The organism is Rhodobacter calidifons (genome assembly GCF_011174775.1).
Classification (GTDB): Bacteria; Pseudomonadota; Alphaproteobacteria; order Rhodobacterales; family Rhodobacteraceae; genus Tabrizicola; species Tabrizicola calidifons.
The window spans coordinates 88517-115427 of the sequence record NZ_JAANHS010000008.1 but is presented as its reverse complement, the minus strand read 5'-3'; the positions used below and the strand labels follow the sequence as shown (position 1 = coordinate 115427).

Genomic DNA, 26911 nt, shown 5'->3' with positions numbered 1-26911 from the left:
CCCGATGCAGAGGAAACCCTTCCGCCGCAGCAGCCGCGAGCCGACCATCACGCTGATCAACGTCGTCTTCCTGATGCTGATCTTCTTTCTGGTGGCCGGGACGCTTGCCCCGGCCCGCGACCCGCGCCTGACGCTGGTGAACGCCCGCGACCTGGTGGCGGCCCCGCCGCCCGACGGGCTGCTCGTGCTTGCGGACGGCACGCTCTTGCAGCGCGGCCGGGCGGTCACGGCGGCCGAGGCGGGCGCCGCCGGGGGAACCGTGCGCATCGTTCCCGACCGCGCCCTGCCTGCCGAAGGCCTGATCGCCCTCGGGCTTGCGCTGAAGGAGGCGGGTGCCTCCGACATCGTCATCGTGGCCGAGCGGTCCCTGCCATGAGGGTCCGGGGCGCGATGGTCTTCGGGGCGCTGTCGGTCCTGGCCCATCTTGGCGGGGCGATGATCCTGGGCGAACCGGACGGCCCGGAGATCGCCGGAACCGCACCCGCGGCAGCCCGTTTGGGCAACAGCTTTGCCGATGTCGCGGCCGGCAGCGCCGTGTCGGTGCCGGGGCTGGCGACCGCAACGCCGACTCCGGCTGCCCTGGCACCCGATCCCGCTCCGGATGCGGCCTTGGTTCCTGTCGAAACCCAGGCTGAGACAGCCGCGCCCGCCGAGGTTCCCGCGACGGTTCCGGCAACCCTGCCACCGCCACTCGCGCCAGTCCCGCCGGAGGCTGCGGCAACCGTATCCCTGCAAGAACCGATCGCTGAAGTCGCGCCCGCCGCCATCCCGCAGGGGACCGCGGTGCCCCCCGAGACCCTTCGCGCGGCGCTTGCTGCACCTCTGCCAGCCGCCCTGACACCCGCTCCGCCGCGCGAGACAATTCCGGCAGTCGACCCCGCGACGGCCCTGGCGACAAGCCCGCGTCCCCGCCCAAGGCAGACGCCGGAAACATCCGTACGCGTCGCGCCCACGCCCGAAGCCGCGCCGGAGCGGAAGACCAAGGCAAAGCCCAAGCCATCATCGGCCGCCGAGGCAGGGGCCGCCGAAGCAGAGCGCAAGGGCCTGGTCGAGGGGACCGAGCAGGGCACTTTAAGCGAGGCTCCGGGCAAGGGCCCCGTCGCAAGCGAGACCGGCAATGCGGCTGCGTCGAATTACCCCGGCTCCGTCATGCGCAAGATCAGCCGTACTCGAAAGCCGCAGGTCGGTGCGCGCGGCACGGCGGTTGTAGGGTTCGAGATCGCCGCGAACGGTTCCTTGGCCAGTGTCCGAATACTCACCTCGTCGGGCAACGAGGCCATTGATGCCGCGGCGGTAGACCACCTGCGCCGCGCCGCACCATTCCCCGTCCCCCCGGCAGGCGCTCAAAGGCGGTTTCAGGTCGCCTACGAAAGCCGTGGATAGGGTTTCAACCCTGCCCGGCGGCCACGTCTCGATCCGGTCCGGGGCAAAGCTCAGGGTCATCGTCGGGTGACTCCTCGGATCAGGATGGATACCCCTGGCTTCCGGACTCCGGGGTCCAGACTGGACTCCGTGCGGGGTCCAGCGGCCGCCAGGGGTGTCCAGCATCAAGGGTTTGAATTTGCAGGGATTCAGAAGGGTTCAGGCAGCGCTGGCTTCCGGGTGGCTTCCCGAAAATCCGGCCCTGTCGCTGGCGATATGCCGCGCTTCGCCCGCCAGCATACGAATATCGCCACGAAGGACCCAATGTTCGTTTCGGGGTGGCTCGCCCCCGTCGTGTTATGACGGGGATTGCCCGCGCGGCGCGGGTAGAGACGCCCCATACACGAGGAGACGAGCCATGGGAGAGGATACAGCATTTGTCGGTCTCGACGTGCACAAAGAAACGATAGCGGTCGCGGTGGCCGAGGACCGGCGCGGCGGCGAGGTGCGCTATCTGGGCGAGATCGCCAACACGCGCGAGGCGGTGCGCAAGCTGGTGGCCAAGTTGCTGAAGGCGCATGGCACCTTGCGCTTCTGCTACGAGGCCGGTCCCTGCGGCTATGGCCTGCATCGTCAGTTGACCGAGATGGGTCATCCGCGATTTACGGTAGGGCCGTTCGGCTGCTACACCAAATAAACAAGAAAAATGGGAAACAGGAGCAGGCTATGGGGTTGGTATTGCTGAGGTCATCCGGGCAGATGACGACCACGCCAAGGCCTTCCAGCACATACGCGCCGAGCTGCTTGATGAGTACCGGCAGCCTCACCCCTATCCTTGGATCATTGGCTATTCGGGCGGCAAGGATAGCACACTAGTTGCCCATCTGGTCTTCGAGATGCTCATGGCATTGCCCCCAAGCGAGCGGAGGCGTCAGGTGCACATCGTCGCCAACGACACGCTCGTCGAGAGCCCGCTCGTCGTCCAGCACATCATAGACAGCATCACCGCACAGCGCTATCATAGGCCGAAGCGGATCTGGAAAGACCGTCACGGCCGCCGCGATACTGCGGGCGATCCGCGAGAAGGCTCCGGTTCCACTGCTGGCGTTTGACTTCAAGGGCGACCTAGCGGGGTTCACAGGGACGCGCCAGGACGCGTCTTCGCTCGGCGATGCATTTGAAGCTGAAGTGATCGAACCGCCGCGCATGCCAATACCTCTGGATGTGCTCTCCATTAATGCCCGTGATGAAATCGGCATTGCCGAAGCGGCCTCAAGGTTCCGGGAGTCTTTCGCGCGGCTGAAAGGCAGCCGCCTCGGAGATCGGCAGCGCACGGCTCTCCATGAGGCGGCCAGTCGGGCGCTCAGGAGTGAGAGCCCCTGCGAGCTGCATCACATCCGCGATGCCCTGAGCAGCGTATATGCCGAACACGAGATGAGGGAAGACGGAGCGATCTCGACGATGGATGAGATTTGCCGCTTTCCGCTTTTCCAACCTACCCTGAGCCCCGCGGAGTTCTTCCAAAAGAGCTGGATCATCAAGCTGCCGCCGAACGTGGCTGAGGACAGTCGCACGATTGTTGTCAATCTGCTGCTGGATGCGCTCGACCAGTATCTCAACAGCTTGGTGGATGCTCAGAGCAGTGCAGACGGCGCGCGGGGTCTGCGCATCTTGTGCATGGTTGATGAGGCGCACCAGATTTTGGGAACGAAGCTGCCCTCGCTCTCACGCCTGATCCGCATGAGCCGGTCAAAGGGCGGTGCGATCATGCTGGTGTCGCAATCGCCCGACGATTTCCAGGGTGAGGATGACGATTTCCTTGATCAGATGGGGCTGGTCGCCGCCTTCTCGACCAATGCAAAACCGGGGAGCGCCGCACGGGTGCTGGGCAAGGGCGTGAACCTAACAACTTTGCAGACTGGCCAAGCCTATATCCGGCGGCGGAATGATCCTTCCGCGAGGAAGATCAAGGCCTGGTAAGGCCGCCGAAAATCGTTCGCCGCGAGCGCATCCTCGCGCAAGTGTTCGCTTGCCCCTCGACGACTGGGACAAGCCGATAAATGCGGCGGGAAGCTCCAGACGCTGTGAATAACACTTTGCGCGCTGTGCACTCGATGCGGGACGTAATTGCGAGACAGTCCATCGCTGGCGAGCGAGGGTAACGATGCTTCGGGTTCGTTCAGCACAGCGATGCCATTTTCGATGCCAGTTCCATCTCGACCGTGCGACTGGCGTCGAAGTGTTCAGGTCTGGCCTCGGATTTCTTCATTTTTTCGAAGGACTTAAGGACTCTGCACTGACTCATGCAGGTCGAGAGGTCCGGAGAATATCGGCCCGGAGAGACCGCTTCCGAGGCTCTTGCCACCGGGGCCGGTGTTCAGCCCCTCCCGTATAACCCTCGAAAACAACGAGAAAATCCGGCCGGAGCCGGATCGGGAGAACGCTTTCTCAAGGGCAAGTGGCGGAAGCGGTGGGATTCGAACCCACGGTGGAGTTTCCCCCACGCTGGTTTTCAAGACCAGAGCCTTAAACCACTCGGCCACACTTCCCCGCGGTCCGAAACCCTGCCCGGATCGCGCTGCCCGCATAAACGGCGCAGCTCGATTCTGAAAGTCCGTCCTTGTCCCGCCACGGGACGGCCGCAGTGGCGAATTCCGCTGATCGTGAAGGGGCAAGCATGCCTGTGCCCTTCCCACTGCTTGCGCAAATCGGTATGCTGACCACAAATTGCAGGCGGACCCCTGGGGAAAAGTGGCGACACAAGCCGCGGGTGCATGTGCCCGGACCCCGGGGAAACATCATCGTTTAAGCGCAGCGGACAGACTGTGCGGTTCTGAGGGCGGAAGATGGCAAGAGCAGGGCTTCGGTTCACGATCATCGGCCTGGCAGCAGCGGGCTTGCTGACAGGGTGCGTCGAGGGCGGCAGGGGCGGGGCCGACGGGGGCGGGGCAAGCTTTGCTGCGGCTACGGGCGGCACGAAGGCCGGAACCCGCGACGTCGAGGCACCCGAGGTCTTTCAGGCGACCGAAAAGGCGCTGTGGGACGGGCGGCCTTCGCTGGGCGGCATCTGGGTCGCCGCGCCCTCGGTCAAGAACCCGGAACGCGCGCTGATCGTCAACCAGGCGACCGGCAAGTCGGTCACCGGCGCGCTGTTCCGGCGCGAACGGGAAAACCCCGGCCCGCGGCTGCAACTTTCGTCCGACGCGGCCGAGGCGCTGGGCATCCTTGCCGGACAGCCGACCGAGATCCGGGTGGTCGCCTTGCGCAAGGAAGAGGTCAAGACTGCGGCGCCTGCGGCGGTTGCGGCCGAAGCGGCGCAGGCGGCCGGGACCAAACCGACCGATACGAAGTCCGGCGAGGCTGCCGCAATTGCCTCGGCAGCGCTTGCGGCGGTTGATGCCGGCAAACCGGCGCCGGCGGCTTCGGGGGCGCCGGCTGCTGCGCCAGGGGCTGCAACCGGCGCCGCTGCCGGCACCGTTGCGGGCGCCGCCGCTGTTGCGGCCGAGGAGCCGCCGAAGCGCAAGACCTGGAAGGAACGCCGCGCCGAGGCCAAGGCCGAGCGCGAGGCGAAGCGGCGCGCAGCAGCCGAGGCGAGGGCCGCTGCTTCCGCCGCCGAGGCCGAGGCCGCGCAGACCGCTGGCGGTGCCACGGGGTCGGCTGTCGCCCCGACCGCCACTGCCGCCACGGTGGCCGTCGCCCCGATCGAGGCTGCACCGCTGGACGCCCGCAAGCCCGAAGCCGTGGCTGCAAAGCCCGCAGCTGACAGCACCCGCAAGGTCGTCGGCGGCGCCGCGACCACCGCAGCGAAGCCGGCGGCCCCCGCCGCGGAAGCTGCGGCCCCTGTCGTTGCCAGCGGTCCGGTCCGGCCGATCCAGGTCGCTTCCTTCTCGAAGGAGGAAAATGCCCGGCGCGCCGCCGAGGCCCTGGCAAAGATCGGCCTGACTGCCACGCCGCAGAAGTCGGAGAAGGGCGGGCAGGCGGTCTGGGGCGTGGTGGTCCAGGGCGACGAGGCGGTGCTGAAGAAGATCAAGGCCGCCGGCTTCGCAGACGCCTATTTCCTGAAGTAAGCTGGGATCGCCCGTCATGCCGAACCGACTGCGCCTTGCCCTGACCCTGATCGCCGTCGCGCTGGCCGCCCTTCCGGCGCGCGCCTTCGAGACGGCCGCCACGGCCGCCTGGGTCTATGACATGACCACGGGCACCGTCCTGATGGACAAGAACGCCGACCAGCCGCTGCCGCCGGCCTCGATGTCCAAGCTGATGACCATCAACATGCTGTTCGAGGCCCTGAAGGATGGCCGCGTCACGATGGACACGCCCTTTGCGGTGTCGTCCCGGGCCAAGGCGATGGGCGGCTCGACCATGTTCCTGCAGGAAACCGACCGGCCGACGGTCAACGACCTGATCCACGGCATGATCGTGAACTCGGGCAACGATGCCTGCGTCGTCGTCGCCGAGGGGCTGGCCGGGACGGAAGAGGCCTTCGCCCGGCAGATGACGGAACGGGCGAGGGCGCTGGGAATGACGGCCTCGGTCTTTGCCAATGCCAGCGGCTGGCCCGACCCCAACCACCGGATGTCGATGCGCGACCTTGGCATCCTGGCCCGGCGCCTGATCCAGGACTTCCCGGAATACTATCCGATCTTCGCCGAGACCGAGTACAACTACAAGAACCGCGCCCCGGACAACCGCTTCAACCGCAACCCGCTCCTGACGCTGGGCATCGGCGCCGACGGGTTGAAGACGGGTCACACCTCCGAGGCCGGCTACGGCCTCGTCGGCTCGGCCAAGCAGGGCAACCGGCGGATCATCTTCGCGATCACCGGCCTGCCCTCGGACCGGGCCCGCGCCGAAGAGGCCGAACGCATCGTCGGCTGGGCCTTCCGGCAGTTCTCGGAAAAGACCATCGCCAGGGCCGGCGTCCGGGTGGCCGAGGCCGAGGTGCACATGGGTGCCACCCCGACCGTGGGCCTGGTTCCGGCCGAGGACATCCGCATGCTGGTCCCCGCGCTGGTCCAGGAAAGCCTGACCGCCGAGGTCGTCTACAACGGCCCGCTGATCGCCCCGGTCAGGCGGGGGGCCCCGGTCGCAGAGCTGATTGTCCATTCCCCCGATCTGCCCGACCGCCGAGTGCCCCTGGTGGCCGAGACCGATGTCGGAAAGGCCGGTTTCCTCGGGCGGCTGACCACGGCCGCAGGCGCGCTTTATGCCCGCTACATCGGGGCACCGGCCAGCTGAATGGCCGGGCTTTTCCTTTCGCTGGAAGGCATCGACGGGTCCGGCAAGTCCACGCAGGGCCGGCGCCTTGCCGAAACCCTGCGCCGCGCGGGCCATGCCGTCACCCTGACCCGTGAACCCGGCGGCAGTCCGGGCGCGGAAGAGATCCGCCGCCTGGTCCTTGAAGGCGCCAGCGACCGCTGGTCGGCCGAAACCGAGATCCTTCTCTTCACCGCCGCACGGCGCGACCATCTGGAAAAGACCATCCGCCCGGCACTTCTGCGCGGCGAGATCGTCATCACCGACCGCTTCGCCGATTCCACGCGGATCTTCCAGGGCATCACCCGCGGCGATCTGGCCGGGGTGGTGGACCGGCTGCACGCGCTGATGATCGGGATCGAACCGGACGTGACGCTGCTGTTCGATCTCGACCCGGCCCTGGGCCTTTCGCGCGCGCAGGCCCGCCCCGGCACGGAGATGCGGTTCGAGGACATGGGGCTTGCCTTCCAGACCCGCGCCCGCGAGGGCTTTCTGGCGCTTGCCGCCCGGGAACCGCGGTTCCGCATCATCGACGCCAGCGGCGATCCCGACACCGTCGCCGCCCGCGTACTGGACGCCCTCCGCCCGGTCCTTCCCCGGATCTGACCCGGCACCGACCGAGGCCCCGGCGCTGTCGGCCCAAAAATTGAGCATCCGATTGCGGGGCGAGCGCAAACTTCCCGGAAGCTCTTTTCCCCTGGCATGTGCTCTGTTCTAGTCGGAACAGGACGCGCAGGGGGTTAGTGGTGGCCCAGTTCAACGAGATGTTCCAGGGAACCGAAGTCCGGGCACCCTATGCAAGATTGCAGGACTGGGTCGCGACGATGCCGGAAGAGCTGCGCAGCCTCAAGCAGGCCGAGGCCGAGGCGCTGTTCCGCCGCATCGGCATCACCTTCGCGGTCTATGGCGAAGGCGGCGACCCCGACCGGCTCATTCCCTTCGACATGTTCCCCCGGGTCTTTTCCGCGATGGAATGGGCAAAACTCGAACGCGGCATCAAGCAGCGCGCGCAGGCGCTGAACGCCTTCCTAGTCGATGTCTATGGGCGCGGCGAAATCATCCGTGCTGGCCGCATCCCCGGGCGCCTGGTCTATCAGAACGAGGCTTACGAAAAGGCCGTCGCAGGCTTTGTGCCACCCAAGGGCGTCTATTCCCACATCGTCGGCGTCGATATCGTCCGCACCGGGCCGGACCAGTTCTACGTGCTGGAAGACAATTGCCGCACGCCCTCGGGCGTCAGCTACATGCTGGAATCCCGCGAGATCATGATGCGGATGTTCCCGCACCTGTTCCGCGAAAACCGGATCGAACCCGTCGATACCTATTCGGAAAAACTGCGCCGCACCCTGGCCAGCGTCGCCCCGGCGAAATGCGCGGGCGAGCCGACGGTGGTGATCCTTACCCCCGGCCATTTCAACAGCGCCTATTACGAACATTCGCTGCTGGCCGACCTGATGGGGGTGGAGCTGGTCGAAGGCCAGGACCTGTTCGTGGAAGGCGAATGCGTCTGGATGCGCACCACGGAAGGCCCGAAACGGGTGGACGTGATCTACCGCCGGATCGACGATGCCTTCCTCGACCCGCTCTGCTTTCGCCCCGATTCCATGCTGGGCATCCCCGGCCTGATGGATGTCTACCGCTCGGGCGGGGTCTCGATCTGCTCGGCGCCGGGGGCAGGGGTGGCCGACGACAAGGCGGTCTATACCTACGTCCCCGACATGATCCGTTTCTACCTCGGCGAAGAGCCGATCCTTCAGAACGTGCCCACCTGGCAATGCGGCAGGCCCAATGACCTTGCGCAGGTGCTGGACAAGCTGCCGGACCTGGTGGTGAAGGAAGTCCATGGCTCGGGCGGCTACGGCATGCTGGTGGGTCCCAAGGCCAGCCGGGACGAGATCGACCGCTTCCGCGCAAAGCTGATCGAGGATCCCGGAAACTATATCGCCCAGCCCGCGCTGGCGCTGTCCACCGTGCCCACCTTCGTCGAGGAAGGCATCGCCCCCCGCCACGTCGACCTGCGCCCCTATTGCCTGGTCGGCGAACGGATCGAACTGGTCCCCGGCGGTCTGACGCGGGTGGCGCTGACGGAGGGCTCGCTGGTGGTGAACTCCAGCCAGGGCGGCGGGGTCAAGGACACCTGGGTTCTGGCGGAGTAGGGACATGCTGAGCCGCACCGCTGCCAACCTCTACTGGATCGCCCGCTACATGGAGCGCGCCGACACGGTCGCGCGGCTGCTGGAGGTGGGCAGCCGGATCAGCCTGCTGCCCTCGGCGCAGGGCTATCGCAGCGAATGGGACAGCCTGTTGCAGGCCACCGGCATGGCCCATGCCTTCGCTGCCAAATACGGCGACCCGGTGCAGCGCAATATCGAAAGCTTCCTGTTCTTCGACCGCGACAACCCGTCCTCCATCGCCAGTTGCATCACCGCCGCCCGCGAAAACGGCCGCATCGTCCGCACCGCACTGACCACCCAGGTCTGGGACGCGCTGAACACCGCCTTCCAGGAACTGCGCCAGCTGGAGCGGGCCGAACGCTCGACGCTGGACCTGTCGCGCCTGACCGACTGGACCATGCGCCACGCCGCCATGCTGCGTGGTGCCATCGACGCCACGCTTCTGCGCAATGACGGGTTCAACTTCCTGAATATCGGCTATTATCTGGAACGCGGCGACAACACGGCCCGGCTGATGGACGTCAAATACTACGTTCTTCTGCCGCGCGTCGATTTCGTCGGCTCGGGGCTGGACAACTACCAGTGGTCCACGCTTCTGCGCGCGATGGGGGCGCTGCGCGCCTTCCACTGGGCCTATGGCGGCGAGGTCACGGCCTCGAAGATCGCCGACTTCCTGATCCGCAACCCGCAGTCGCCGCGATCATTGGCGACCTGCACCGCAGGACTCGTGAACCACCTCGGCCGCATCGCCAAGGCCTACGGCCGCGAGACCGCGGCGCAGGATTGCGCCCGCGCCCTGCTGGCCGGGATCGAAAGCGTGACCGTCGACCGGATCTTCGAGGAAGGTCTGCACGAATTCCTCACCCGCTACATCACCGAAGCCGCCACGCTGGCCACGGCGATCCACGACAGCTACCTCAGCGGAGAGATGCGCTGATGCGCCTGACCGTCGACCATGTGACCCGCTACGCCTACGACCACCCGGTGAGGTCGGTCGTGCAAAGCCATCGGCTCTCGCCCTCGGTCTTCGCTGGCCAGAAGGTGATCGACTGGGAGGTGACGGTGACCGGCGGCGTGAAGGGTGCGCAGCATCGCGACGGGGCAGGGGACCTGGTGCAGGGCTGGACCATCGCCGGCCCGGTCAGCGAGATCGCGGTTGCGGTCCGGGGCACGGTCGAGACAACGGATCTTGCAGGCGTCCTGCGCGGCCACCGCGAAACCGTGCCGCCGGACTGCTATCTGCGCGAGACGACACCGACCCGCGCCGATGTCGCGCTGGTGACGCTTGCCCGGTCCGCCAGCGGGGAGGATCTGCTGCAACTGGCCCATGCCCTGTCGGCCGCGGTCTCGGATGCCATCGCCTACCGCCCCGGTGTCACCCATGCCCATACCACCGCAGCCGAGGCGCTGGCCCTGGGCGAGGGCGTCTGCCAGGATCATGCCCATGCCCTGATCGCCGTCGCCCGGATCCGTGGGATTCCGGCGCGCTATGTCTCGGGATACCTGTCCGCAAGCGCGGACGGCAGCGCGCATGAGGCCGCGCATGCCTGGGCCGAGCTGCATGTTCCCGGGCTTGGCTGGGTCGGGTTCGATCCGGCCAACCGGGCCTGCCCCGACGACCGCTACATCCGGCTCGGCTCGGGCTTCGACGCGCAGGATGCAGCACCGATCCGCGGGATCGCGCGCGGGGCCGCGGTCGAGGTCATGGATGTGACGGTTGCGGTTCTCCAGACGGCCCAATAGTCTGCGCGGTAAACGGGGACCGTTCATGACCTACTGCGTTGGCCTTCTTCTGAACGACGGCATGGTGCTGCTGTCGGACACGCGCACGAACGCGGGGCTCGACAACATCTCCACCTACCGCAAGATGTTCACCTTCGTGGAACCGGGCGAACGCGTGATCGTCATCATGACGGCAGGCAGCCTCTCGGTCTCGCAGACCACCATCGCCCAGCTGCGCGAGGCGATCGAGGACCCCGAGGCCACGCCGGAAACCTCGATCATGCTGGCGCCCACGCTTTTGAAGGTGGCCGAGATCGTCGGGGACCGCCTGGCGCGCGTCCGGGCCGAGATCGACCAGAAGCTGTCGGTGATGCAGGGCGCATCGGCCTCGATGATCGTCGCCGGCCAGCGCAAGGGCGGGACGATGCGGCTGTTCCTGATCTACCCGGAGGGCAATTTCATCGAGGCGACCGAGGATACGCCCTTCCTCCAGATCGGCGAGCACAAATACGGCAAGCCGATCCTGGACCGGGTGGTGAAGCCCACGACCAGCCTGTCGGATGCCACCAAGGCGGTGCTTCTGTCGATGGATTCGACCCTGCGGTCGAACCTGTCGGTCGGCATGCCGCTGGACCTCTGCGTGATCGAACGCGACGCCTGCCGCATCAGCCAGTCGCGGCGGATCGAGGCCGGCGATCCGGCCTTCCGCGCCATGTCCGAGGCCTGGTCGAACGCGCTGCGCGACGGGTTCGCGAAGATCGTGATCTGAGGTCTACAGCGCCTGTCCCGCGGCCCAGCCGCTGGACCAGGCCCACTGGAAGTTGTAGCCGCCAAGCCAGCCGGTGACATCCACCACTTCGCCGATGAAGTAGAGGCCCGGCACCCCCTGGGCCTGCATCGTGCGCCCGTCCAGCGCCCTGGTGTCCACCCCGCCCAGCGTGACTTCCGCGGTGCGGTAGCCTTCCGTGCCGACCGGCACCAACCGCCAGGCGTTGATCCCCGCCGCGATCCGGTCCAGCGCCGCGCCCGGCAGTTCCGCCAACGGGCCCGTGACGCCGGATGCCTCGGCCAGTTGCCGCGCCAGCCGGTCCGGCAACCAGTGGCCAAGGACCGTGCGCAGGGCGGCCTTGCCCTGTGCCGCCTTTGCCGCCCTGAGACCCGCCGCCATGTCCTGGCCTGGCAGCAGATCGACCAGGATCGGATCGCCCTCGCGCCAGTAGGACGAGACCTGAAGGATCGCCGGTCCCGACAAGCCGCGATGGGTGAACAAAAGCGCCTCGTCAAAGCCGGTCCGCCCCGCGCTGACCCGGGCATGGACCGAAACTCCGGCGAGAGGTCGCATCCAGGCCAGTTCCTGTTCGGCAAAGGCCAGCGGCACCAGCGCGGGCCGGGTCTGGACCAGGGGCAGGCCGAAGCGTTCGGCCAGCTGGTAGCCGAATCCCGTCGCTCCCATCTTCGGAATCGACTTGCCCCCGGTCGCCACGACCAGCGCCTTGGTCTTCTGTACCCCGCGCGGGGTCGCGACCGTGAACCGCGTGTTCTCTCGCCGCACTTCGCCCAGGGCGCAGTCCAGCCACAGCGTGACGCCGGCGCGTTCCATGTCGCCGACCAGCATCGCCACGACCTGCGTCGCAGGGCCATCGCAGAACAGCTGCCCGAGGGTCTTTTCGTGCCAGGCGATGCCGGCGGCATCGATCCGGGCGATGAAATCCCACTGCGTGAACCGTTTCAGCGCCGACAGGGCAAAGCGCGGGTTCTGCGACAGGAATCGCTCGGGCGCGATGCCGAGGTTGGTGAAGTTGCACCGCCCCCCGCCCGAGATTCGGATCTTCTCGCCCGGGGCCCTGGCATGGTCAATGACCAGCACGCGGCGACCGCGCCGCCCGGCCTCGATCGCCGCCATCATGCCGGCAGCCCCGGCGCCCAGGATGATCGCGTCCCATGCCATGCGCCCGTCCTAGCTGCAGGCACCGGGTCCGGCAAGCCGTGACGCATGACCGAAAATTTCCGCGCTGGGGCCTTGCACGCCCCAAGTCCCTTCGCTAAACACCGCCGCACGGTTGGGGCGTCGCCAAGTGGTAAGGCAGCGGTTTTTGGTACCGCCATACCTAGGTTCGAATCCTAGCGCCCCAGCCAACCTTACCCGAACATCGCGGAAATCCGGTCGGGCAGCTGGCCCAGCGCGGGAACGGGCGCGCGTCCGCCTGGCCGGTGCGGCCCGGCCTCAAACCCGCAGCGGATTGGCCTTGGCCAGCCGGTCGAACTCCATCAGGCTTTCGACCAGGGACGGCATCTGGTGCAGAGGGACCATGTTCGGTCCGTCCGACGGTGCGCGGTCTGGCTCCTCGTGCGTCTCGATGAAGACCCCGGAGATGCCCAGCGACACCGCGGCGCGCGCCATCACCGGGGCGAATTCGCGCTGGCCGCCCGAACTGCTGCCTTGTCCGCCCGGCTGCTGTACGGAATGGGTCGCATCCATGACCACCGGCCAGCCGGTCCGCGCCATGATCGGCAGCGCGCGCATGTCGGCCACCAGCGCGTTGTAGCCGAAGCTGACCCCGCGCTCGGTCAGCAGGATGCGGTCGTTCCCGGTGGAGGCGACCTTGGCCGCCACATTCGCCATGTCCCAGGGCGCCAGAAACTGGCCCTTCTTGATGTTCACCACCGCCCCGGTCTCGCCGGCGGCCAGCAAGAGGTCGGTCTGGCGGCACAGGAAGGCCGGGATCTGGATCACGTCGACCACCCCCGCCGCCGCGCGCGCCTGGGCGGCGTCGTGCACATCGGTCAGGACCGGCATCCCCATCGCGCGCACCGCGGCCAGGATCTTCAGCCCCGTCTCCATCCCGAGGCCCCGCTTGCCGGACAGCGAGGTGCGGTTGGCCTTGTCGTAACTTGCCTTGAACACGTATTGCGCGCCCGCGGCCCGGCAGGCCTCGGCCATCTGCCCCGCGATCATCTGGGCATGGTCGAGGCTTTCAAGCTGGCACGGTCCCGCGATCACCAGAAGCGGGCGGTCGTTGCCGACGGTCAGCCCGCCGATCTTCACATCCTTCATGCCAAATCCTTGCGTCCGATCCTTACGACGAGACCTGTTCCCGCAGGATCGCGGCGGTCATCGAGACCATGAGGTAAATCCCCAGAAGGATCAACATGGTGACCAGCGTGTTCTCGAAGGCGCGGGGATAGGAGGGCTCGTCCGGCGGGATCGGGCTGACCGACAGCGACAGATAGCGCACCTGACGGTTCGCCTCGATCCGCGCGGTTTCCATCGATTGCAGCGCCTGGGCCAGCAGCATCTGCCGCGTCTGCATGTCCGCCTGGGCGACCAGAAGCTCGCCCTGCACCTCGGCCAGGCTGGTCACGCCACCGCTGTTTTCCGTCAGCCGGGCACGCAGCGCCGCGACCTCGCCCTCCAGCGTGGCGATCCGGCGCTTGACCGGCTCCATCCGCGCCTGGTTCGGGTTGGGGTTCGCTTCCATCTGCGCCAGCGACAGCCGTTCCTGGGTCAGCTGGCTCTCAAGCCCGCTGATCTGGCCGACGATCAGCCCGACCTCGGAATCGGTCGAGAGGATCTTGAACTTCTCCTGCAACTCGATCAGTCGGCGCTGCGAGGCGAGCAGCGCTTCCTGGGCCGCGTCATATCCGGCCTGGGCGTCGCGCATCTGGTCCTCGCGCAGCCGTTGCGTCAGGTGGTCCACCTGGCCCTCGGCATAGGAGATCAGCTGGCGCGACCAGTCCGCCGCGACCTGGGGATCGGCGGCCATCACGTCCATCCGGATCACGCCCTCAGTCGTGTCGAACGAGATCTTCAGGAACTTCTTGTAGACCTTGTAGGCCGCCTCCAGCGAGGCATCGGGGTCCAGCCTTTGCAGCGGATCGAAGCGTTCGTCCTGAAAATGACGACGGAAGCCAAGGTCGGCATCCAGCCGCGCCATCGCCTCGCGCGATTGCAGATAGCCCTGCACGGCGATCGAATCCTGCGAGGTCGCGAAGGCCGTGCCCGAGAACAGCCCGCCCAGCGATCCGCCCGAAGAGGCGGGGCCGGCCTGCTGAATAACGAACTCGCTGCGCACCGAATAGATCGGCGTGGCGATCATGTAGAAATACCAGCCGGCCAGGAAGGTGGGCAGCATCACGAAGGCAAAGAGCCTTGCGCCCAGCAGCGCCAGCCTGCGGCGGCGGCGGCGGGCGATGTCCTTCTGCATCCGCAGGATTTCTGCCGCCTGATTGACCTCGGCGCGCTGCTCGGTCGAAGGTACGGCGATCGGCTTCACCTTCTTCGGCAACTGCACCTGGTCGCCCGGCAGGCGCGTCAGCTCGCGGCTGGCCCGGGGCGGTGGTGGCGCATCCGCGCCGGCATCCGCACTGTTCGAACTGACGATCCGCAGCAGCGAGGCGCGCGAGAAGGGGTCGATCCCGGCCTCGCGCAACTGGCGGACGGCGTCGAATTCCGAGACGGGCCTGATCCCGTGCTTTTCGGCGATCAGCAGCGCGCGCCGCAACTGGCGGCTGGTCAGGCCTTCGGCAGCGATCGCCGCCAGGGCCGCCTCGACCTGTTCGGGCGTCCCGGCCTCTGCGGCGGGGGCCTGCGCGGTCGCCCGGGCCGGTTCCGCGCCCTCGGTCGTTTCCGCGACGGGGGCGGCCGCCGGCCCGGGGCGATCCGCGTCACGCCGGAAGTCGAGGTTGCCGAACCCGTCCTCATGGGTGTCGAAGATCCCCGTGCCGTCGCCGCCCGCTTCGGGAAGGGCCGGTCTTTCGACCCGGCGGGTGTGATAGCGGGCGGCCTTAGGATTGGTAGTCATAAAGACGTTTCGCTTCTTCAAGGGTCTCGAACTGGTAGAGCTTGCCGTCCTTCAGCACCGCCGCCGACCGGCAGAACCGTTCCAGCGTCTTGGCCGAATGCGACACGATGACGACGGTCGCCTGCTTCAGCCGTTCCTGAAGGATGTTGCCCGCCTTCCGGTTGAACTCGACATCCGAAGTGGCGGGCATGCCTTCGTCGATCAGGTAGATGTCGAACTCGATCGACAGAAGCAGCGCGAAGCAAAAGCGCGACCGCATGCCCGAGGAATAGGTGGCCAGCGGCATCTCGAAATATTCGCCAAGCCCGCAGACCCAGCGGCAGAAGCTTTCGACATAATCCGGGTCAAGCCCGTAGAGCCGCGCGATGTAGCGGCAGTTTTCCCGGGCCGAATGCTTGTTGTTCACCCCGCCCATGAACCCCAGCGGGAAGGACACGCGCGAGGTCTTGCGGATCGTGCCCTCGTCCGGCTTTTCCAGGCCCGCCATCATGTTGATGATCGTGGTCTTGCCGGTCCCGTTCGCGGCCAGGATCCCCATCGAATTGCCGAGGTCGATGCGGAACGAGGCGCGGTCAAGGATCACCTTGCGCTGCTTCCCGGTCCAGAACGACTTCGATACGTTGCGGAACTCGATCATCGATGGCCTCGGTACCCGGCGGTCGGGCGTCTGTGTCCCGATTACCGGCATATCGTTAACATCGGGTTTGTGGCCTTGAAAGGGCAGCAACGGGGAAAGCAGGGATTTCGGGCCCGGAGCTGCCGCCTGTTCACGCATCCGTCACCCCCCTGCATCGGCAGGGGCCGCCGGCCAAGGCCCGCCTTGCGCAGTGGGCGGCAAGCAGTCAGGGTCGCGCCATGACGCTTGCTGCCGAAATCCGGGCCTGTCAGCTGTGTCGCGGGCGCTTTGCCGCCACCGCGACCGCCCACCAGCCGCGCCCCGTCGTCTGGTTCCGCCCGGGCGCGCGGCTGCTGATCGCCGGCCAGGCCCCTGGCGCGCGGGTGCATGACAGCGGTCGGCCCTTCACCGACCGCTCCGGCGACCGGCTGCGCGACTGGATGGGGGTGACCGCGGCCGAGTTCTACGACCTGTCCCGCGTGGCGATCGTGCCGATGGCCTTCTGCTTTCCCGGCTATGACGCCAGGGGCGCGGACCTGCCGCCGCCGCCGGTCTGCGCGCAGACCTGGCGCGCGCGCGTGATGGACAGCCTTGGCCCTCTGCCGCTGACCCTTCTTGTCGGCGGGGCTGCAATCCGCTGGCATCTGGGCCTGCGGGACGTGACGCAGGCCGTGGCCGATTGGCGCGCCCCGGCCTTGCGTGGCGTCTTTCCCTTGCCGCATCCCTCGTGGCGGAATACGGGGTGGCTGAAACGCCATCCGTGGTTCCGGGCCGAGCTTCTTCCGGCCCTGCGCGCCCGGGTGCGAGAGGTGCTGGATGTCTGAACTCGTGACCCTGCTCGATGCCGCCCACGCCGCCGTCTCGGCCGACCCCGGGAACGAGGCGCTGCGCCTGCGCTTCTTCGAACGCCTCGCCGATGGCGAGATGGTGATCCTCCTGGAACGCGAAGCCCAGGGCGACAGCCTGGAGCCGAAGGTGTTCCAGCTTGAGGACGGCCCCGTGGTCCTGGTCTTCGACAGCGAGGAGCGGCTGGCCAGCTTCACCGGCGGGATCACCCCCTATGCCGCGCTGCCGGGCCGGGTGATCGCGGGGCTTCTGAAAGGGCAGGGGATCGGCATGGGGGTGAACCTGGGCGTGGCACCTTCGTCGATGCTGCTCCCGCCCGAGGCGATGGACTGGCTGGCCGAGACGCTGGACGGCGGGCCGGAGGAGGTTCGGGCCCTGCCGCAGGACTTCCTGCCGCCCTCCGTGCCCGAGGCGGTGATCGCAGCGCTGGATGCCAAGCTGGCGCGGGCAGGGGGCCTTGCCACCGCGGCACTTCTGGCCGGAGTCGTCTATCGCGACGGGCGGCGCGGGCATCTTCTGGCGGTTCTGGACGCGGCCGAGGGCGCCGAGGCGGCGCTTGCCCGGGCGATGAACGAGGCGCTGGTGTTCTCTGGCATCGAGGCAGGCGAGTTGGACGTGGCCTTCCTCCGTGCCTCGGACCCCGCCGCCGCCGTCATGGCTCGCGTCGCGCTGCGCTTTGACCTGCCGCCCCCCGAGGTTCAGGCCTTGACCCCGGCAGCCCCCGGCATGGACCCCTCGCGCCCGCCGAAGCTGCGGTAAGGAAATTGAGCGCCTTGCGGCGCAAGCCCTTGTCTCGCCTCTGGCCGTTCCGGCCAACCGGCTCGGGTGGCCTTCGGCGAGAGTATTTGGCACATGGGCAAGCTGAAAAATGGGGTAACTAGATACCGCTCTTGCAGAGCATTGATTTTGCTATGTTAAATCTTGGGCGCGGCGCTTGACGCTGCGTGGAGCTTCGGCGATAAGCCTGCATCCGAGTTTCCGGGGGCATCTTGCCCCCTTCTTCTTTGGGAAAGCCATGAAAACCTTCACCGCTACTCCGGCGGACATCGAGAAGAAGTGGATCCTGATCGACGCCGAGGGCGTTGTGCTGGGCCGCCTCGCCACGATCGTCGCCAACATCCTGCGCGGCAAGAACAAGCCGACCTTCACTCCCCACATGGACATGGGCGACAATGTCATCGTCATCAACGCCGACAAGGTGCAGATGACCGGCAAGAAGCGCGACGAAAAGGTCTACTACTGGCACACCGGCCACCCCGGCGGCATCAAGAGCCGGACCGCGCGGCAGGTGCTGGAAGGCGCCCACCCCGAGCGTGTGGTGGTCAAGGCCGTCGAGCGCATGATCACCCGCAACCGCCTGGGCCGCCAGCAGATGACCAACCTGCGTGTCTATGCCGGCAGCCAGCACCCGCATGAGGCGCAGCAGCCCACCGTTCTGGACGTCAAGTCCATGAACCCGAAGAACACCCGGAGCGCGTGATCATGGCCGACATCAAATCTCTCGATGACCTGAAATCGGCCGTCGGTTCGGCCCCCGCCGCTGTCGAGGCCGCTCCGCGCGTTCCCGTCCGCGACAAGCTGGGCCGTTCCTACGCGACCGGCAAGCGCAAGGATGCTGTCGCCCGCGTCTGGGTCAAGCCCGGTTCCGGCAAGGTCGTGGTCAACGGCAAGGAAATGGCGGTCTACTTCGCCCGTCCCGTGCTGCAGATGATCCTGAAGCAGCCCTTCACCGTGGCGAACGTGGAAGGCCAGTTCGATGTCTACGCGACCGTCGCCGGGGGCGGGCTCTCGGGCCAGGCCGGTGCGGTGAAGCACGGGATCTCCAAGGCGTTGCAATTGTACGAACCCGCCCTGCGCCCCGCGCTGAAGGCCGCGGGCTTCCTGACCCGCGACAGCCGCGTCGTCGAGCGGAAGAAATACGGCAAGCCGAAGGCCCGCCGGTCGTTCCAGTTCTCCAAGCGATAACCGCTATCCCGGGCTGTGCTACAGCGCAGCAAACCACAGAAGGCCCGCCCGATCGGCGGGCCTTTTCAATTTCCTGCATCGATTGTTTCGGGATTTGGTCAAAGTTAGGAGTTGGCGTGTGTACCAACTTCAGGGGTGATATCAAAATGCGTAGGTGGAAAAAGGTACTGACCCGCAAGGACCGGCCCTGGCTGTCTGGATTGGCCGAGGAAGGATGGTCGGGCAAGGTCGGGGCTTCGGTCGTCGAGATCGGTCGCTTCAGCTATGGGGTGGAACACTCGGCAATCCGGCAGTGGGGAGAAGGCGCTGCGCTCAGAGTGGGGGCTTTCTGCTCCGTCGCATACGGCTTGACGGTATTCCTCGGCGGCAATCACCGCGTTGACTGGGGCACCACCTATCCCTTCGGCCATGTCTTCGTCGGCGCCTTCGGTGGCCGCGATATCGTCGGGCATCCGCAGACCAATGGCGATGTCGTCATCGGCAACGACGTCTGGATCGGGATGAACGTCACCATCATGTCCGGCGTGACGATCGGGGACGGGGCGGTGATTGCCGCGAACTCCACCGTCGGAAAATCGGTCGGCCCCTACGAGATCTGGGGCGGCAACCCGGCCCGCCTCATCAGGCCGCGCTTTCAGGAAGCCATTTCGCGCCGGCTTCACGCGCTGCGTTGGTGGGACTGTTCCCAGGCCACGATCCGAGAGCTGGTGCCGCTTCTGTCGATGCCGCCCGACGACGCGATCCTGGACAGGATGGAAGAGATCGTCGCCAGTGACCCGTCCCGCCGCCGAGACCAAAAAAACGGGCCGGTGTGACCCGGCCCAGTTCAGGGGTAAGAGCGCGAACGCTCGGGGGAACTGGCGGTCAAGGCTGCCAGAAGGGTTTGGCGGCTTCGCGGCGGGCCTCCTGCGCGTCCAACCCGATGTCGCGCAAGAGATGCGCGTCCAGATGGGCCAGGTGCTGGCGGTCGCGGCGGCGGGCGAGGGCTTCGGTCAATGCGGTCAGGCTGCGTGCAACGAAGCCCCTGCCGGCGTGCAGCGAACGGGTCTGGATCTGGGTCTGGGGCATTTGCGCCTCCTGCGATTTGTATTGATACAATAAGCCAGTCTCTGTAGGAACAATGTAGCTCTCTCCGCAAATGAGTCGCCAGAGGATTATTGTGACTGATACAAGTTGGTCTCCCGATCTGACTCAATTCCCCGGTCCGAAGTATCTTGCCCTTTCCCGGGCGCTGCGCGAAGCGATCCGCAGCGGCGAGCTTCCGGCGAATACGCAGCTGCCGACGGTGCGGGATCTGGCCTGGCGGCTGCATCTGACGCCGGGGACCGTGGCGCGGGCTTATCAGCTGGCGACGCAAGAGGGGCTTCTTGCCGCCACGGTGGGGCGGGGGACCTTCGTTGCGGCGCAGACGCCGCGCCTGGGGCCGACCCAGCCGCTTTACACCGAAAGGATCACCGGCGGCACGACGGGTCTTGTCGATCTGCGCCCGCCGCAGGTGCCCGAGGTGGGCCAGGCCGAGGCCTTCCGTGCCGCACTGCTGGACATGGCGACGACGACGGGGCAGGGCTGGCTCGACTACACCAGCCAGATGGGCGAGGCCGCCCTGCGCGCCGAAGTGGTGCGCTGGATGGGCGACCGAATCCTTGGCCCCATCGGTCCCGAGGACGTGGCGCTGACCCATGGCGGGCAGAACGCGATCCACCTCATCTTCGATTGCTGCCTGCGCGGAGAGCGGCCCGTGGTGCTGATCGAGGAACTGGCCTATCCGGGCTTCCGCTATGCCGCCCGCGCCGCCCGGGCGGAAGTGGTGGCGGTCGAGATCGACGAACACGGCATCGTGCCCGCCGCGCTCGAGGCCGCCTGCCGCCGCCACGGCGCGCAGGTCCTCTGCCTGACGACCGAGGCGCAGAACCCCACCACCGGCCGGATGCCGATCCGCCGGCGGCAGGAAATCGCCGAGATCGCCCGCGCCTACGACCTTCAGGTCCTGGAGGACGACTGCTATTCCGTGGCCGTATCCGACATTCCTTCGCTGCGCGCGCTTGCGCCCGAAAGGGTCTGGCTGGTGGGGTCGGTTTCCAAGACGGTGTCGGCCGCGCTGCGCTTTGGCTATGTGATCTGTCCGGCGGGCATGGGCGAGGCCGGGCGGCTGACGGCGCAGCACGGGTTCTTCGCCCTCTCGCGGCCCGTGGCCGACCTGATGCTGCGGCTGTTCCAGACTGGCGCTGCGCAGCGCATCCGCGAAGCCGTCCAGGCCGAATTCGCCTTGCGTCAGCAGATCCTGGTCAATCACCTTGGCGCCTTCGATCTGGGCTGGCAGCCCGGCGTGCCCTTCGTCTGGCTGCGCCTGCCGCAGGGCTGGCGCGCGTCCACCTTCCTGCGCACCGCCGAAAGCCGCGGCGTGCTGGTCCGGTCGGCCGACGAATACGCCCTCGTCCACGCCCGCGCCCCGAACGCCGTCCGCATCGCCATCGCCGCCGCCTTGCCCCGCGACGCTTTCGAGACCGCGATGCGCACCCTCGCCGATCTCCTCGCCCGACCGCCAAGCGACCTGCTGGTGTGAAATTCCCGACCTGTTGCAAAAGGGACTCGCTCACGCGGATTTGCCCATAGGCCCCGTTGACCGCTTTGCCGCCCTTGCCGCACCCTTTCGGCACGAGCAGAAAACAAGAAGGTCCGAAAAATGGGACTGCAACATACGTTCCACGCGCCGCATGGTGGCGCGGATTTCCTTGGCTGGCGCAAGACCATGGCTGGCAGCACCGAGATCGTCTATGACGACGGCGTGGCGCGGCGGATGATCTGGCGCGTGGCCTCCGACGACCCCTCCGAAGCCCGCATCGCCGAAGCGCTGCGCGTCGCGGTCGGCTCCATCCGCGTGGTGCCGACGCTTTACGACGAGCTGAAGAAACGGGCGATCGCGATCGAACGCGTCGCCTCGTGACCGAGGGGCGGACCGAGGAGGCATGATCCTCCCCGGTCTGCCTGCTCATCGGGGTTGATTTGCCCGCCGATTGATGGCCCTCTTGCCGAGGTGTGGCCGTCTGGGTTAGATTTGATCAAATAACAAGGCCACCAAAGCGTGGCGGGACAGGGGGGCAAGATGGCTGCAACGCCAAGATCCGAGGCCAGGGCTGGTCTCAAGCTGATCAGTCCGACAGCGATATATGTGATCGTCTTGCTGGCGCTCCCGCTGGCGACGGTGCTGGTCTATTCGATGATGACCGGCGGGCGGGGCAATGTGTCCCTGCCTCTGACCATTGCCAACTATGCCGAACTCTGGTCGAAGCCCGTCTACGGCTACATCCTGCTGAAATCGCTGCTGGTGGCGCTTTCGGTCACCTTCATCACCGTGGTGCTGGCCTATCCGGTCGCCTATTTCGTCAGCTTCCACGTCAAGCCCGACCGGAAAAGCCTGTGGCTGTTCCTGATCACCATTCCGTTCTGGACCAGCTACATCATCCGCGTCAGCCTCTGGTTCGTGATCCTCGGCTATGACGGCATCCTCGACAAGGCGTTGATGTCGCTGGGGATCATGAACACCCAGCTGAACTTCTCCAGCTACGGCATCCCGGCGATCATCTTCGTCCTGGCGCATGCCTATGCCCCCTTCGCCGTCCTGCCGATCTTCGTCAGCCTGGAGAAGGTTGACCGTTCGCTGCTCGAGGCCGGCCAGGACCTCGGCGAAAGCCGCTGGGTCACCTTCCTGCGCGTGACGCTGCCCCTGTCGATGCCCGGCGTGATCGCCGCCGCGCTGATCGTCTTCATCCCGACCGTGGGCGACTATGTGACGCCGAAACTCGTCGGCGACGGGCGCGAGCCGATGATCGCGAACTTCATCGAGACTGCCCTCCTGAAGCTGCGCAACTACCCGCAGGGCTCGGCCTTCGCGGTGGTCTCGATGCTGATGGTCGGTATCGTCAGCGTGGTCTTCGTGCTGCTCAACCGCCGCTTCATCGGAGGCTCGAAATGAAGGCCCCCTGGCTGCGCGGCTTCACGCTGTTCTACCTGCTGTTCCTCTACAGCCCGATCCTTTTGCTGCCGATCTTCGCCTTCAACGATTCGAAGGTCGTCTCCTTCCCGCTGTCGGGGTTCACGACCAACTGGTTCGTCGAGATGTGGGCGGACAAGAACCTGCGCATCGCCGCCAAGAACAGCCTGATCATCGCGCTGTCGGTGGCCACGCTGTCCACCATCCTGGGCATCTTCGCGGCCCGCGCCTCGGTGCGCTATCGCTTTCCGGGCAAGGCGCCGCTCATGGGCCTCATCATGCTGCCCCTGGTCCTGCCCGAGATGATCGTCGCCATGTCGCTGCTGGTCGTGCTGCTGTCGATCGGCGTGCCCCTGTCGCTGCTGACCGTCATCATGGGCCAGGTCCTGATCTGCACCCCCTTCGCCGTCGCAATCCTGACCTCGGCCTTCCAGTCGCTCGATCGCTCGCTGGAAGAGGCGGCGCTCGATCTGGGCGAGACGCAGTGGAGCACCTTCCGCCTCATCATCCTGCCCCTGGTCATGCCGGGGATCCTGGCCTCGTTCCTGATCTGCTTCACCATCTCGTTCGACGAATTCATCATCGCGAACTTCCTTGGTTCGGGCCGGCCGATCCTGTCGGTCTACATCTTCGGCCAGTTCCGCTTTCCGTCCAAGGTGCCTTCGATGCTGGCCTTGGGGACGGTGCTGGTCTGCTTCTCGATCATCCTGCTCGGCTTTGCCGAGTACATGCGCCGCCGCGGCATCGCCAAGGCCGGGGGCAAAGATGCCGGAGGATTCCTGTGACCTATTCCGACGACCGCGCGACGATGATCGAGTTCAAGGACGTCCACAAGTACTACGGCGACTATCACGCCCTGCGCGGGATCAACGGCACGATCAAGGCGGGAGAGTTCTTCTCGCTCCTCGGCCCCTCGGGCTGCGGCAAGACCACGCTTCTGCGCACCATCGCGGGGTTCGAGGACATTTCCTCGGGCGTCATCATGATCGACGGCAAGGACATGGCCGGGGTGGCCGCGAACGCGCGCCCCACCAACATGGTGTTCCAGAGCTACGCGATCTTCCCGCACATGTCGGTGGCCGAAAACGTGGGCTTCGGCCTGCGCAAGGACCCGCGCTCGAAGGAGGAGAAGGCGAGGGCCGTTGCCGAAGCCTTGGAGATGGTCGGCCTCAAGGGCTACGGCAACCGCGCTGCCCATGCGCTTTCGGGCGGCCAGCGCCAGCGGGTGGCGCTGGCGCGCGCGCTGATTCTGAAGCCCAAGGTGCTGCTGCTGGACGAACCGCTCTCTGCGCTGGACAAGAAGATGCGCGAGCACATGCAGGTTGAGCTCATCAAGCTGCAACGTCAGGTCGGCATCACCTTCATCCTCGTCACCCATGACCAGGAAGAGGCGCTGGTCATGTCCGACCGCATCGCCGTGATGTTCGAAGGCGAGATCGCGCAGCTGGCCGACCCCGAGACGCTGTATCGCCGCCCGGCGACGAAGAAGGTCGCCGACTTCATCGGCACGATGAACTTCGTCCCGGCGACGATCCTGTCGGAAACCGGCAATGCCGTGGAGGTCGATGCCAAGGGCCTCGGCCGGGTGATGCTGGACATCGACCAGGCCCCCGCCAAGGCCGGCGAAAGCCCCGTCGTGGGCCTGCGGCCCGAGACGCTGACCTTGCTCTACGACGATCAGAAAGCCCCCGAGCGCGAGACGGATGGCGTCATCGACGAGGTGATCTACTTCGGCGACATGACCTACTACGACGTCTATCTTGGCGGGACGGACGTGGAAGTGCGCCTGTCGATGCGCAACGTCCCCGGCCGCCCGGTGCTGGATGTGGGCGAGAAGGTCCGCGTCGCCTGGAGCCCCTCGGCCCTGGTCCTTTTCCGCTAGCAGCGGCTCCTCGTACGCTTTCGCTCCTCGTCGCCGGGCCATCTGTCCGCGTGTTCCCGGGCGAGGAGGGGCGAAGCCCCCGACGAGCGGCCCGTGCGGGGCCAGGCCCCGGTGCCTCTCGTTTGCCGCAGTCAGGCGCACTCTTCCCGTCCCGCGAACAGGCTCCGCATCGCCTGGTCACGCCTGTCGCGTCAGCGAGGAGGGGGTGAAGCCTCCGACGAGCGGTCAGACCGGAGCCGGACCTCGGTGGCTCTCGTCCTCGGCGCAGGCTATTCAGGCGTCGCAAACCCGGCCCACCGCACCGTCGCCGGTCCATTTCTCCACAAGGATCCGTTGCCCGTTCTTGTGCGGCCGTTGCGAAATGGCGCAGGGCGTGCAGTCGTTTTTCGCTCTGCCGACAACGGGTCCATTTGCCGAAAGGCTGATGTCCGGCGGTTGATCGGTCGGGGCCGTGATCGTGCAGGCTGGCACCCCGCCGCAGGCCAATGCGGCACCTGCCATGGCCAGAAGGGCCACGGGAAACCCGGAGGACCCAGGCGCAGGACACGATCCTCGCCACACGCGGCCCTTGCTTGCTGCCGCCGGCCCGGCCCGTGGCCTGTCCCTCCAACCACCCAGGGTTTCGACCCGGATAGCCGGACTGCCCGCCCCGGGCCTGACCCGGGGCCTCCGCCTGCATCGGGCTCCGCCATTGGAGATCGCGCAGTTTCGCCGCGTGCGGGGTAGGGTTAACCATTGCTGAAGGCCCACGGACAACCCGTTGATTCTGCTTGCAGGCAAAAGGCGCCCACGCGTGGGCAGCCTGTCTTACCGATCCGGCGACAACAGCCCCAGACCCCGCAGATAGATCCCGATCCCGGTCTCCAGCAGATCCTCCGGCGGCCAGGGCTGGGGGCCGCCATTGCCGCGCAGGAACAGCTCCACCACCCCATGGCTGACCGCCCAGACATGGGCCGAGACCATCGAGGCCGGCGGCCGCTTGCCGTCCGGCAGTGCCCGGACCAGCCCCTCCGCCGCGCGGTCCATGGCGGCCCGCGCCTTGGCCGCGATCTGGGCGAGGTCGGGATGCTGGCCCGGCTGAAGCCCGCTTTCGAACATTGCCTGGTAGTGCCCCGGATATTTCCGCGCGAAGGCAAGATAGGCCCGCCCCGTCGCTTCGAAGGCCGCAAGGGCCGAGGGGCGCCCCTCATCGTAGGCATATTCCAGCAGCGCGGCGAAGATGTCGAAGCCCTGCCGCGCCACCTCGGCCAGAAGATCGTCGCGCCCCGCGAAATGCCGGTAGACCGCCGCCGGTGTCACATCCGCCGCCTTCGCCGCCTCGGACAGCGTGAAACCCTGCGGCCCCTTCTCGGCGATCAGCGCCAGCGCCGCCTCGACCAGCGCCTGCCGCAGGTTGCCGTGGTGATAGCCCCGCTTCATGCCGACCGCAGGGCCGGCCCGCCGCAGATCCTGTCGTCGATCGTCCCGATGGCCTCTGCATCCTTGCCGGCATAGTCCACCGCCGCGAGGATCGTCTGGATCGCCGCAATCCGCGCGCGTTTCTTGTCGTCGGACAGGATGACCGTCCAAGGTGCGTGCCTGAAATGGGTCCGCTCCATCGTCTCGTCGATGGCGGCGCAGTAGGCATCCCATTTCGCCAGCCCGTCCACGTCGATCTGGCTCAGCTTCCACTGCTTCAGCAGATCACCCTCGCGGTCGAGGAAGCGCTTCAGCTGCTCGGCCCGGCCGACCTCCAGCCAGATCTTGCGGAAGATGATCCCTTCCTCGACGATCATCTGCTCGAACTCGGGCAATTGCCGGAAGAATTTCTCCCGCTGATCGGGTTTGCAGAAGCCGAACACATGCTCGATCATCGCGCGATTGTACCAGCTGCGGTCGTAAAGCGCGATTTCGCCCAGCGCCGGGAACCAGTCGACATAGCGCTGGAAATACCATTGCTGGCTTTCGCGCTCGGTCGGCTTCGACAGGGCCACGACATAGGCCTGGCGCGGGTTCATGTTCTCGGTCACCGCCTTGATCGTGCCGCCCTTGCCGGCGGCATCCCGCCCTTCGAACACGACCAGCAGCCGCTGCCCGGAGGCCTTCAGACCCGCCTGCATCTTGGCCAGCTCGATCTGAAGCGCCGCCATCCGGTGGTCGTAGTCCTTGCCCTTCATCTCTTCCCGGTAGGGGTAGGCGGGGTTGAGGATGTCGTCCTTGCCCGCCTCTTCGATGGCCTTGCGCACCTCTTGCGGCGCGCCTTCGCGGAAATAGCGGCTGATCGCGCCGTCGAATGGCAGGGTCATCTGAAGCCTC

Annotated in this window: 28 protein-coding genes, 2 tRNA genes and 1 pseudogene; 23 read left to right on the top strand and 8 right to left on the bottom strand. The window is 66.7% G+C overall.

All coding sequences use genetic code 11. The features are described 5' to 3' along the window. The first annotated feature begins 4 nt into the window (after positions 1–4). The 5 genes and pseudogenes from G8O29_RS12200 (at position 5) to G8O29_RS12180 (ending at position 3342) form a co-directional block, all read left to right on the top strand. Entirely contained in the window at positions 5–376 is a 372-nt protein-coding gene (locus G8O29_RS12200; protein ID WP_166403515.1) for an ExbD/TolR family protein, read from the top strand. Further along, complete coding sequence (locus G8O29_RS12195; RefSeq protein WP_166403514.1) at positions 373–1383, top strand: energy transducer TonB; 1011 nt, start codon at positions 373–375, stop codon at positions 1381–1383. The genes G8O29_RS12200 and G8O29_RS12195 overlap by 4 nt, the downstream gene beginning before the upstream one ends. Positions 1384–1780: 397 nt before the next feature. Beyond that, positions 1781–2011 (top strand): annotated as a pseudogene (locus tag G8O29_RS12190) (IS110 family transposase); the annotation flags it as partial. A gap of 286 nt (positions 2012–2297) precedes the next feature. Then, complete coding sequence (locus G8O29_RS18490) at positions 2298–2474, top strand: hypothetical protein (RefSeq protein WP_242679081.1); 177 nt, start codon at positions 2298–2300, stop codon at positions 2472–2474. Next, positions 2425–3342, top strand: coding sequence for an ATP-binding protein (locus tag G8O29_RS12180; protein ID WP_367890173.1), 918 nt, complete (start codon positions 2425–2427; stop codon positions 3340–3342). The genes G8O29_RS18490 and G8O29_RS12180 overlap by 50 nt, the downstream gene beginning before the upstream one ends. A 479-nt stretch (positions 3343–3821) precedes the next feature. Here G8O29_RS12180 and G8O29_RS12175 read toward each other — a convergent pair. Continuing rightward, positions 3822–3911, bottom strand: a tRNA-Ser gene (locus G8O29_RS12175). 297 nt (positions 3912–4208) lie between these two features. On the opposite strand from G8O29_RS12175, the gene G8O29_RS12170 reads away from it, so the two are divergent. The 7 genes from G8O29_RS12170 to G8O29_RS12140 all read left to right on the top strand — a co-directional run bounded on the left by G8O29_RS12170 (position 4209) and on the right by G8O29_RS12140 (position 11283). Beyond that, positions 4209–5429 carry an SPOR domain-containing protein gene (locus G8O29_RS12170; RefSeq protein ID WP_166403512.1) on the top strand — a complete coding sequence of 407 codons (1221 nt, stop codon included), beginning with the start codon at positions 4209–4211 and terminating at the stop codon, positions 5427–5429. A gap of 16 nt (positions 5430–5445) precedes the next feature. Continuing rightward, positions 5446–6600 carry a D-alanyl-D-alanine carboxypeptidase family protein gene (locus G8O29_RS12165; RefSeq protein ID WP_166403511.1) on the top strand — a complete coding sequence of 385 codons (1155 nt, stop codon included), beginning with the start codon at positions 5446–5448 and terminating at the stop codon, positions 6598–6600. After that, entirely contained in the window at positions 6601–7224 is a 624-nt protein-coding gene (gene tmk / locus G8O29_RS12160; RefSeq protein WP_166403510.1) for a dTMP kinase, read from the top strand. It begins immediately after the preceding gene. 158 nt (positions 7225–7382) lie between these two features. Continuing rightward, the gene (locus G8O29_RS12155) at positions 7383–8774 is read left to right on the top strand and encodes a circularly permuted type 2 ATP-grasp protein (protein ID WP_166403552.1); all 1392 of its coding nucleotides are present in this window, start codon (positions 7383–7385) and stop codon (positions 8772–8774) included. A 4-nt stretch (positions 8775–8778) separates the two neighbouring features. Beyond that, complete coding sequence (locus G8O29_RS12150; protein WP_166403509.1) at positions 8779–9729, top strand: alpha-E domain-containing protein; 951 nt, start codon at positions 8779–8781, stop codon at positions 9727–9729. Then, the gene (locus tag G8O29_RS12145; protein ID WP_166403508.1) at positions 9729–10535 is read left to right on the top strand and encodes a transglutaminase family protein; all 807 of its coding nucleotides are present in this window, start codon (positions 9729–9731) and stop codon (positions 10533–10535) included. Before G8O29_RS12150 ends, G8O29_RS12145 begins: the two co-directional genes overlap by 1 nt. A gap of 25 nt (positions 10536–10560) precedes the next feature. Then, positions 10561–11283, top strand: coding sequence for a proteasome-type protease (locus tag G8O29_RS12140; protein ID WP_166403507.1), 723 nt, complete (start codon positions 10561–10563; stop codon positions 11281–11283). 3 nt (positions 11284–11286) lie between these two features. Here the strand turns inward: G8O29_RS12140 and G8O29_RS12135 are convergent, their stop codons facing one another. Continuing rightward, positions 11287–12462: a BaiN/RdsA family NAD(P)/FAD-dependent oxidoreductase gene (locus G8O29_RS12135; RefSeq protein WP_166403506.1), complete on the bottom strand. Its 1176-nt coding sequence runs from the start codon at positions 12460–12462 to the stop codon at positions 11287–11289. A gap of 113 nt (positions 12463–12575) precedes the next feature. On the opposite strand from G8O29_RS12135, the gene G8O29_RS12130 reads away from it, so the two are divergent. Further along, positions 12576–12650 (top strand) — tRNA-Gln (locus tag G8O29_RS12130). Positions 12651–12738: 88 nt separating this feature from the next. Here the strand turns inward: G8O29_RS12130 and kdsA are convergent. Genes kdsA through G8O29_RS12115 form a run of 3 tightly spaced genes read right to left on the bottom strand, consistent with a single transcriptional unit; the run spans position 12739 to position 15953 of the window. After that, positions 12739–13569: a 3-deoxy-8-phosphooctulonate synthase gene (kdsA, locus tag G8O29_RS12125; protein WP_166403505.1), complete on the bottom strand. Its 831-nt coding sequence runs from the start codon at positions 13567–13569 to the stop codon at positions 12739–12741. 22 nt (positions 13570–13591) lie between these two features. Next, the gene (locus tag G8O29_RS12120; RefSeq protein WP_166403504.1) at positions 13592–15316 is read right to left on the bottom strand and encodes a KpsE/RkpR family capsule polysaccharide export protein; all 1725 of its coding nucleotides are present in this window, start codon (positions 15314–15316) and stop codon (positions 13592–13594) included. After that, complete coding sequence (locus G8O29_RS12115) at positions 15300–15953, bottom strand: ABC transporter ATP-binding protein (RefSeq protein WP_166403503.1); 654 nt, start codon at positions 15951–15953, stop codon at positions 15300–15302. Before G8O29_RS12115 ends, G8O29_RS12120 begins: the two co-directional genes overlap by 17 nt. A 218-nt stretch (positions 15954–16171) precedes the next feature. Here G8O29_RS12115 and G8O29_RS12110 point away from each other — a divergent pair, with 218 nt between their 5' ends. The 5 genes from G8O29_RS12110 to G8O29_RS18715 all read left to right on the top strand — a co-directional run bounded on the left by G8O29_RS12110 (position 16172) and on the right by G8O29_RS18715 (position 19558). After that, the gene (locus tag G8O29_RS12110; protein WP_166403502.1) at positions 16172–16756 is read left to right on the top strand and encodes a uracil-DNA glycosylase family protein; all 585 of its coding nucleotides are present in this window, start codon (positions 16172–16174) and stop codon (positions 16754–16756) included. Positions 16757–16760: 4 nt separating this feature from the next. Further along, on the top strand, positions 16761–17537 hold the full coding sequence (locus G8O29_RS12105) for an SseB family protein (protein WP_166403551.1): 777 nt from the start codon (positions 16761–16763) through the stop codon (positions 17535–17537). A gap of 256 nt (positions 17538–17793) precedes the next feature. After that, positions 17794–18258: a 50S ribosomal protein L13 gene (gene rplM, locus G8O29_RS12100; RefSeq protein WP_166403501.1), complete on the top strand. Its 465-nt coding sequence runs from the start codon at positions 17794–17796 to the stop codon at positions 18256–18258. Between the two features lie 2 nt (positions 18259–18260). Further along, positions 18261–18743, top strand: a complete 483-nt coding sequence (rpsI, locus tag G8O29_RS12095) for a 30S ribosomal protein S9 (RefSeq protein ID WP_207623797.1) — start codon at positions 18261–18263, stop codon at positions 18741–18743. A gap of 116 nt (positions 18744–18859) precedes the next feature. Next, entirely contained in the window at positions 18860–19558 is a 699-nt protein-coding gene (locus tag G8O29_RS18715; RefSeq protein ID WP_207623796.1) for a CatB-related O-acetyltransferase, read from the top strand. A 49-nt stretch (positions 19559–19607) separates the two neighbouring features. Here G8O29_RS18715 and G8O29_RS12085 read toward each other — a convergent pair whose 3' ends face one another. Next, positions 19608–19811 (bottom strand): DUF1127 domain-containing protein, encoded by a 204-nt coding sequence (locus G8O29_RS12085; RefSeq protein WP_166403500.1) that lies wholly within the window; start codon positions 19809–19811, stop codon positions 19608–19610. Between the two features lie 91 nt (positions 19812–19902). On the opposite strand from G8O29_RS12085, the gene G8O29_RS12080 reads away from it, so the two are divergent. The 5 genes from G8O29_RS12080 to G8O29_RS12060 all read left to right on the top strand — a co-directional run bounded on the left by G8O29_RS12080 (position 19903) and on the right by G8O29_RS12060 (position 24616). Then, the gene (locus G8O29_RS12080; RefSeq protein ID WP_166403499.1) at positions 19903–21306 is read left to right on the top strand and encodes an aminotransferase-like domain-containing protein; all 1404 of its coding nucleotides are present in this window, start codon (positions 19903–19905) and stop codon (positions 21304–21306) included. A 120-nt stretch (positions 21307–21426) separates the two neighbouring features. Then, positions 21427–21687 carry a hypothetical protein gene (locus G8O29_RS12075; RefSeq protein ID WP_166403498.1) on the top strand — a complete coding sequence of 87 codons (261 nt, stop codon included), beginning with the start codon at positions 21427–21429 and terminating at the stop codon, positions 21685–21687. A gap of 159 nt (positions 21688–21846) precedes the next feature. Continuing rightward, on the top strand, positions 21847–22716 hold the full coding sequence (locus G8O29_RS12070) for an ABC transporter permease (RefSeq protein WP_166403497.1): 870 nt from the start codon (positions 21847–21849) through the stop codon (positions 22714–22716). Beyond that, positions 22713–23519, top strand: coding sequence for an ABC transporter permease (locus tag G8O29_RS12065; RefSeq protein WP_166403496.1), 807 nt, complete (start codon positions 22713–22715; stop codon positions 23517–23519). Before G8O29_RS12070 ends, G8O29_RS12065 begins: the two co-directional genes overlap by 4 nt. Positions 23520–23542: 23 nt before the next feature. Continuing rightward, positions 23543–24616: an ABC transporter ATP-binding protein gene (locus tag G8O29_RS12060; protein ID WP_207623803.1), complete on the top strand. Its 1074-nt coding sequence runs from the start codon at positions 23543–23545 to the stop codon at positions 24614–24616. 807 nt (positions 24617–25423) lie between these two features. Here G8O29_RS12060 and G8O29_RS12055 read toward each other — a convergent pair. Together G8O29_RS12055 and ppk2 are read right to left on the bottom strand one after the other, a co-directional pair. Next, positions 25424–26035: a TetR/AcrR family transcriptional regulator gene (locus G8O29_RS12055; RefSeq protein WP_166403494.1), complete on the bottom strand. Its 612-nt coding sequence runs from the start codon at positions 26033–26035 to the stop codon at positions 25424–25426. Continuing rightward, positions 26032–26901: a polyphosphate kinase 2 gene (ppk2, locus tag G8O29_RS12050; RefSeq protein WP_166403493.1), complete on the bottom strand. Its 870-nt coding sequence runs from the start codon at positions 26899–26901 to the stop codon at positions 26032–26034. The genes G8O29_RS12055 and ppk2 overlap by 4 nt, the downstream gene beginning before the upstream one ends. Positions 26902–26911: the final 10 nt, after the last annotated feature.

What these genes read in the sequence shown, in the direction of transcription:
- G8O29_RS12170 (WP_166403512.1), top strand. Translation starts at nt 4,209, where the DNA reads ATGGCAAGAGCAGGGCTTCGGTTCACGATCATCGGCCTGGCAGCAGCG.
- G8O29_RS12135 (WP_166403506.1), bottom strand. Translation starts at nt 12,462, where the DNA reads ATGGCATGGGACGCGATCATCCTGGGCGCCGGGGCTGCCGGCATGATG.
- G8O29_RS12120 (WP_166403504.1), bottom strand. Translation starts at nt 15,316, where the DNA reads ATGACTACCAATCCTAAGGCCGCCCGCTATCACACCCGCCGGGTCGAA.
- G8O29_RS12115 (WP_166403503.1), bottom strand. Translation starts at nt 15,953, where the DNA reads ATGATCGAGTTCCGCAACGTATCGAAGTCGTTCTGGACCGGGAAGCAG.
- G8O29_RS12055 (WP_166403494.1), bottom strand. Translation starts at nt 26,035, where the DNA reads ATGAAGCGGGGCTATCACCACGGCAACCTGCGGCAGGCGCTGGTCGAG.
- G8O29_RS12150 (WP_166403509.1), top strand. Translation starts at nt 8,779, where the DNA reads ATGCTGAGCCGCACCGCTGCCAACCTCTACTGGATCGCCCGCTACATG.
- tmk (WP_166403510.1), top strand. Translation starts at nt 6,601, where the DNA reads ATGGCCGGGCTTTTCCTTTCGCTGGAAGGCATCGACGGGTCCGGCAAG.
- G8O29_RS12070 (WP_166403497.1), top strand. Translation starts at nt 21,847, where the DNA reads ATGGCTGCAACGCCAAGATCCGAGGCCAGGGCTGGTCTCAAGCTGATC.
- G8O29_RS12145 (WP_166403508.1), top strand. Translation starts at nt 9,729, where the DNA reads ATGCGCCTGACCGTCGACCATGTGACCCGCTACGCCTACGACCACCCG.
- G8O29_RS12195 (WP_166403514.1), top strand. Translation starts at nt 373, where the DNA reads ATGAGGGTCCGGGGCGCGATGGTCTTCGGGGCGCTGTCGGTCCTGGCC.
- G8O29_RS12075 (WP_166403498.1), top strand. Translation starts at nt 21,427, where the DNA reads ATGGGACTGCAACATACGTTCCACGCGCCGCATGGTGGCGCGGATTTC.
- G8O29_RS12155 (WP_166403552.1), top strand. Translation starts at nt 7,383, where the DNA reads ATGTTCCAGGGAACCGAAGTCCGGGCACCCTATGCAAGATTGCAGGAC.
- rplM (WP_166403501.1), top strand. Translation starts at nt 17,794, where the DNA reads ATGAAAACCTTCACCGCTACTCCGGCGGACATCGAGAAGAAGTGGATC.
- G8O29_RS12085 (WP_166403500.1), bottom strand. Translation starts at nt 19,811, where the DNA reads ATGCCCCAGACCCAGATCCAGACCCGTTCGCTGCACGCCGGCAGGGGC.
- G8O29_RS12200 (WP_166403515.1), top strand. Translation starts at nt 5, where the DNA reads ATGCAGAGGAAACCCTTCCGCCGCAGCAGCCGCGAGCCGACCATCACG.
- ppk2 (WP_166403493.1), bottom strand. Translation starts at nt 26,901, where the DNA reads ATGACCCTGCCATTCGACGGCGCGATCAGCCGCTATTTCCGCGAAGGC.
- G8O29_RS12165 (WP_166403511.1), top strand. Translation starts at nt 5,446, where the DNA reads ATGCCGAACCGACTGCGCCTTGCCCTGACCCTGATCGCCGTCGCGCTG.
- G8O29_RS12065 (WP_166403496.1), top strand. Translation starts at nt 22,713, where the DNA reads ATGAAGGCCCCCTGGCTGCGCGGCTTCACGCTGTTCTACCTGCTGTTC.
- kdsA (WP_166403505.1), bottom strand. Translation starts at nt 13,569, where the DNA reads ATGAAGGATGTGAAGATCGGCGGGCTGACCGTCGGCAACGACCGCCCG.
- G8O29_RS12140 (WP_166403507.1), top strand. Translation starts at nt 10,561, where the DNA reads ATGACCTACTGCGTTGGCCTTCTTCTGAACGACGGCATGGTGCTGCTG.
- rpsI (WP_207623797.1), top strand. Translation starts at nt 18,261, where the DNA reads ATGGCCGACATCAAATCTCTCGATGACCTGAAATCGGCCGTCGGTTCG.
- G8O29_RS12060 (WP_207623803.1), top strand. Translation starts at nt 23,543, where the DNA reads ATGATCGAGTTCAAGGACGTCCACAAGTACTACGGCGACTATCACGCC.
- G8O29_RS12110 (WP_166403502.1), top strand. Translation starts at nt 16,172, where the DNA reads ATGACGCTTGCTGCCGAAATCCGGGCCTGTCAGCTGTGTCGCGGGCGC.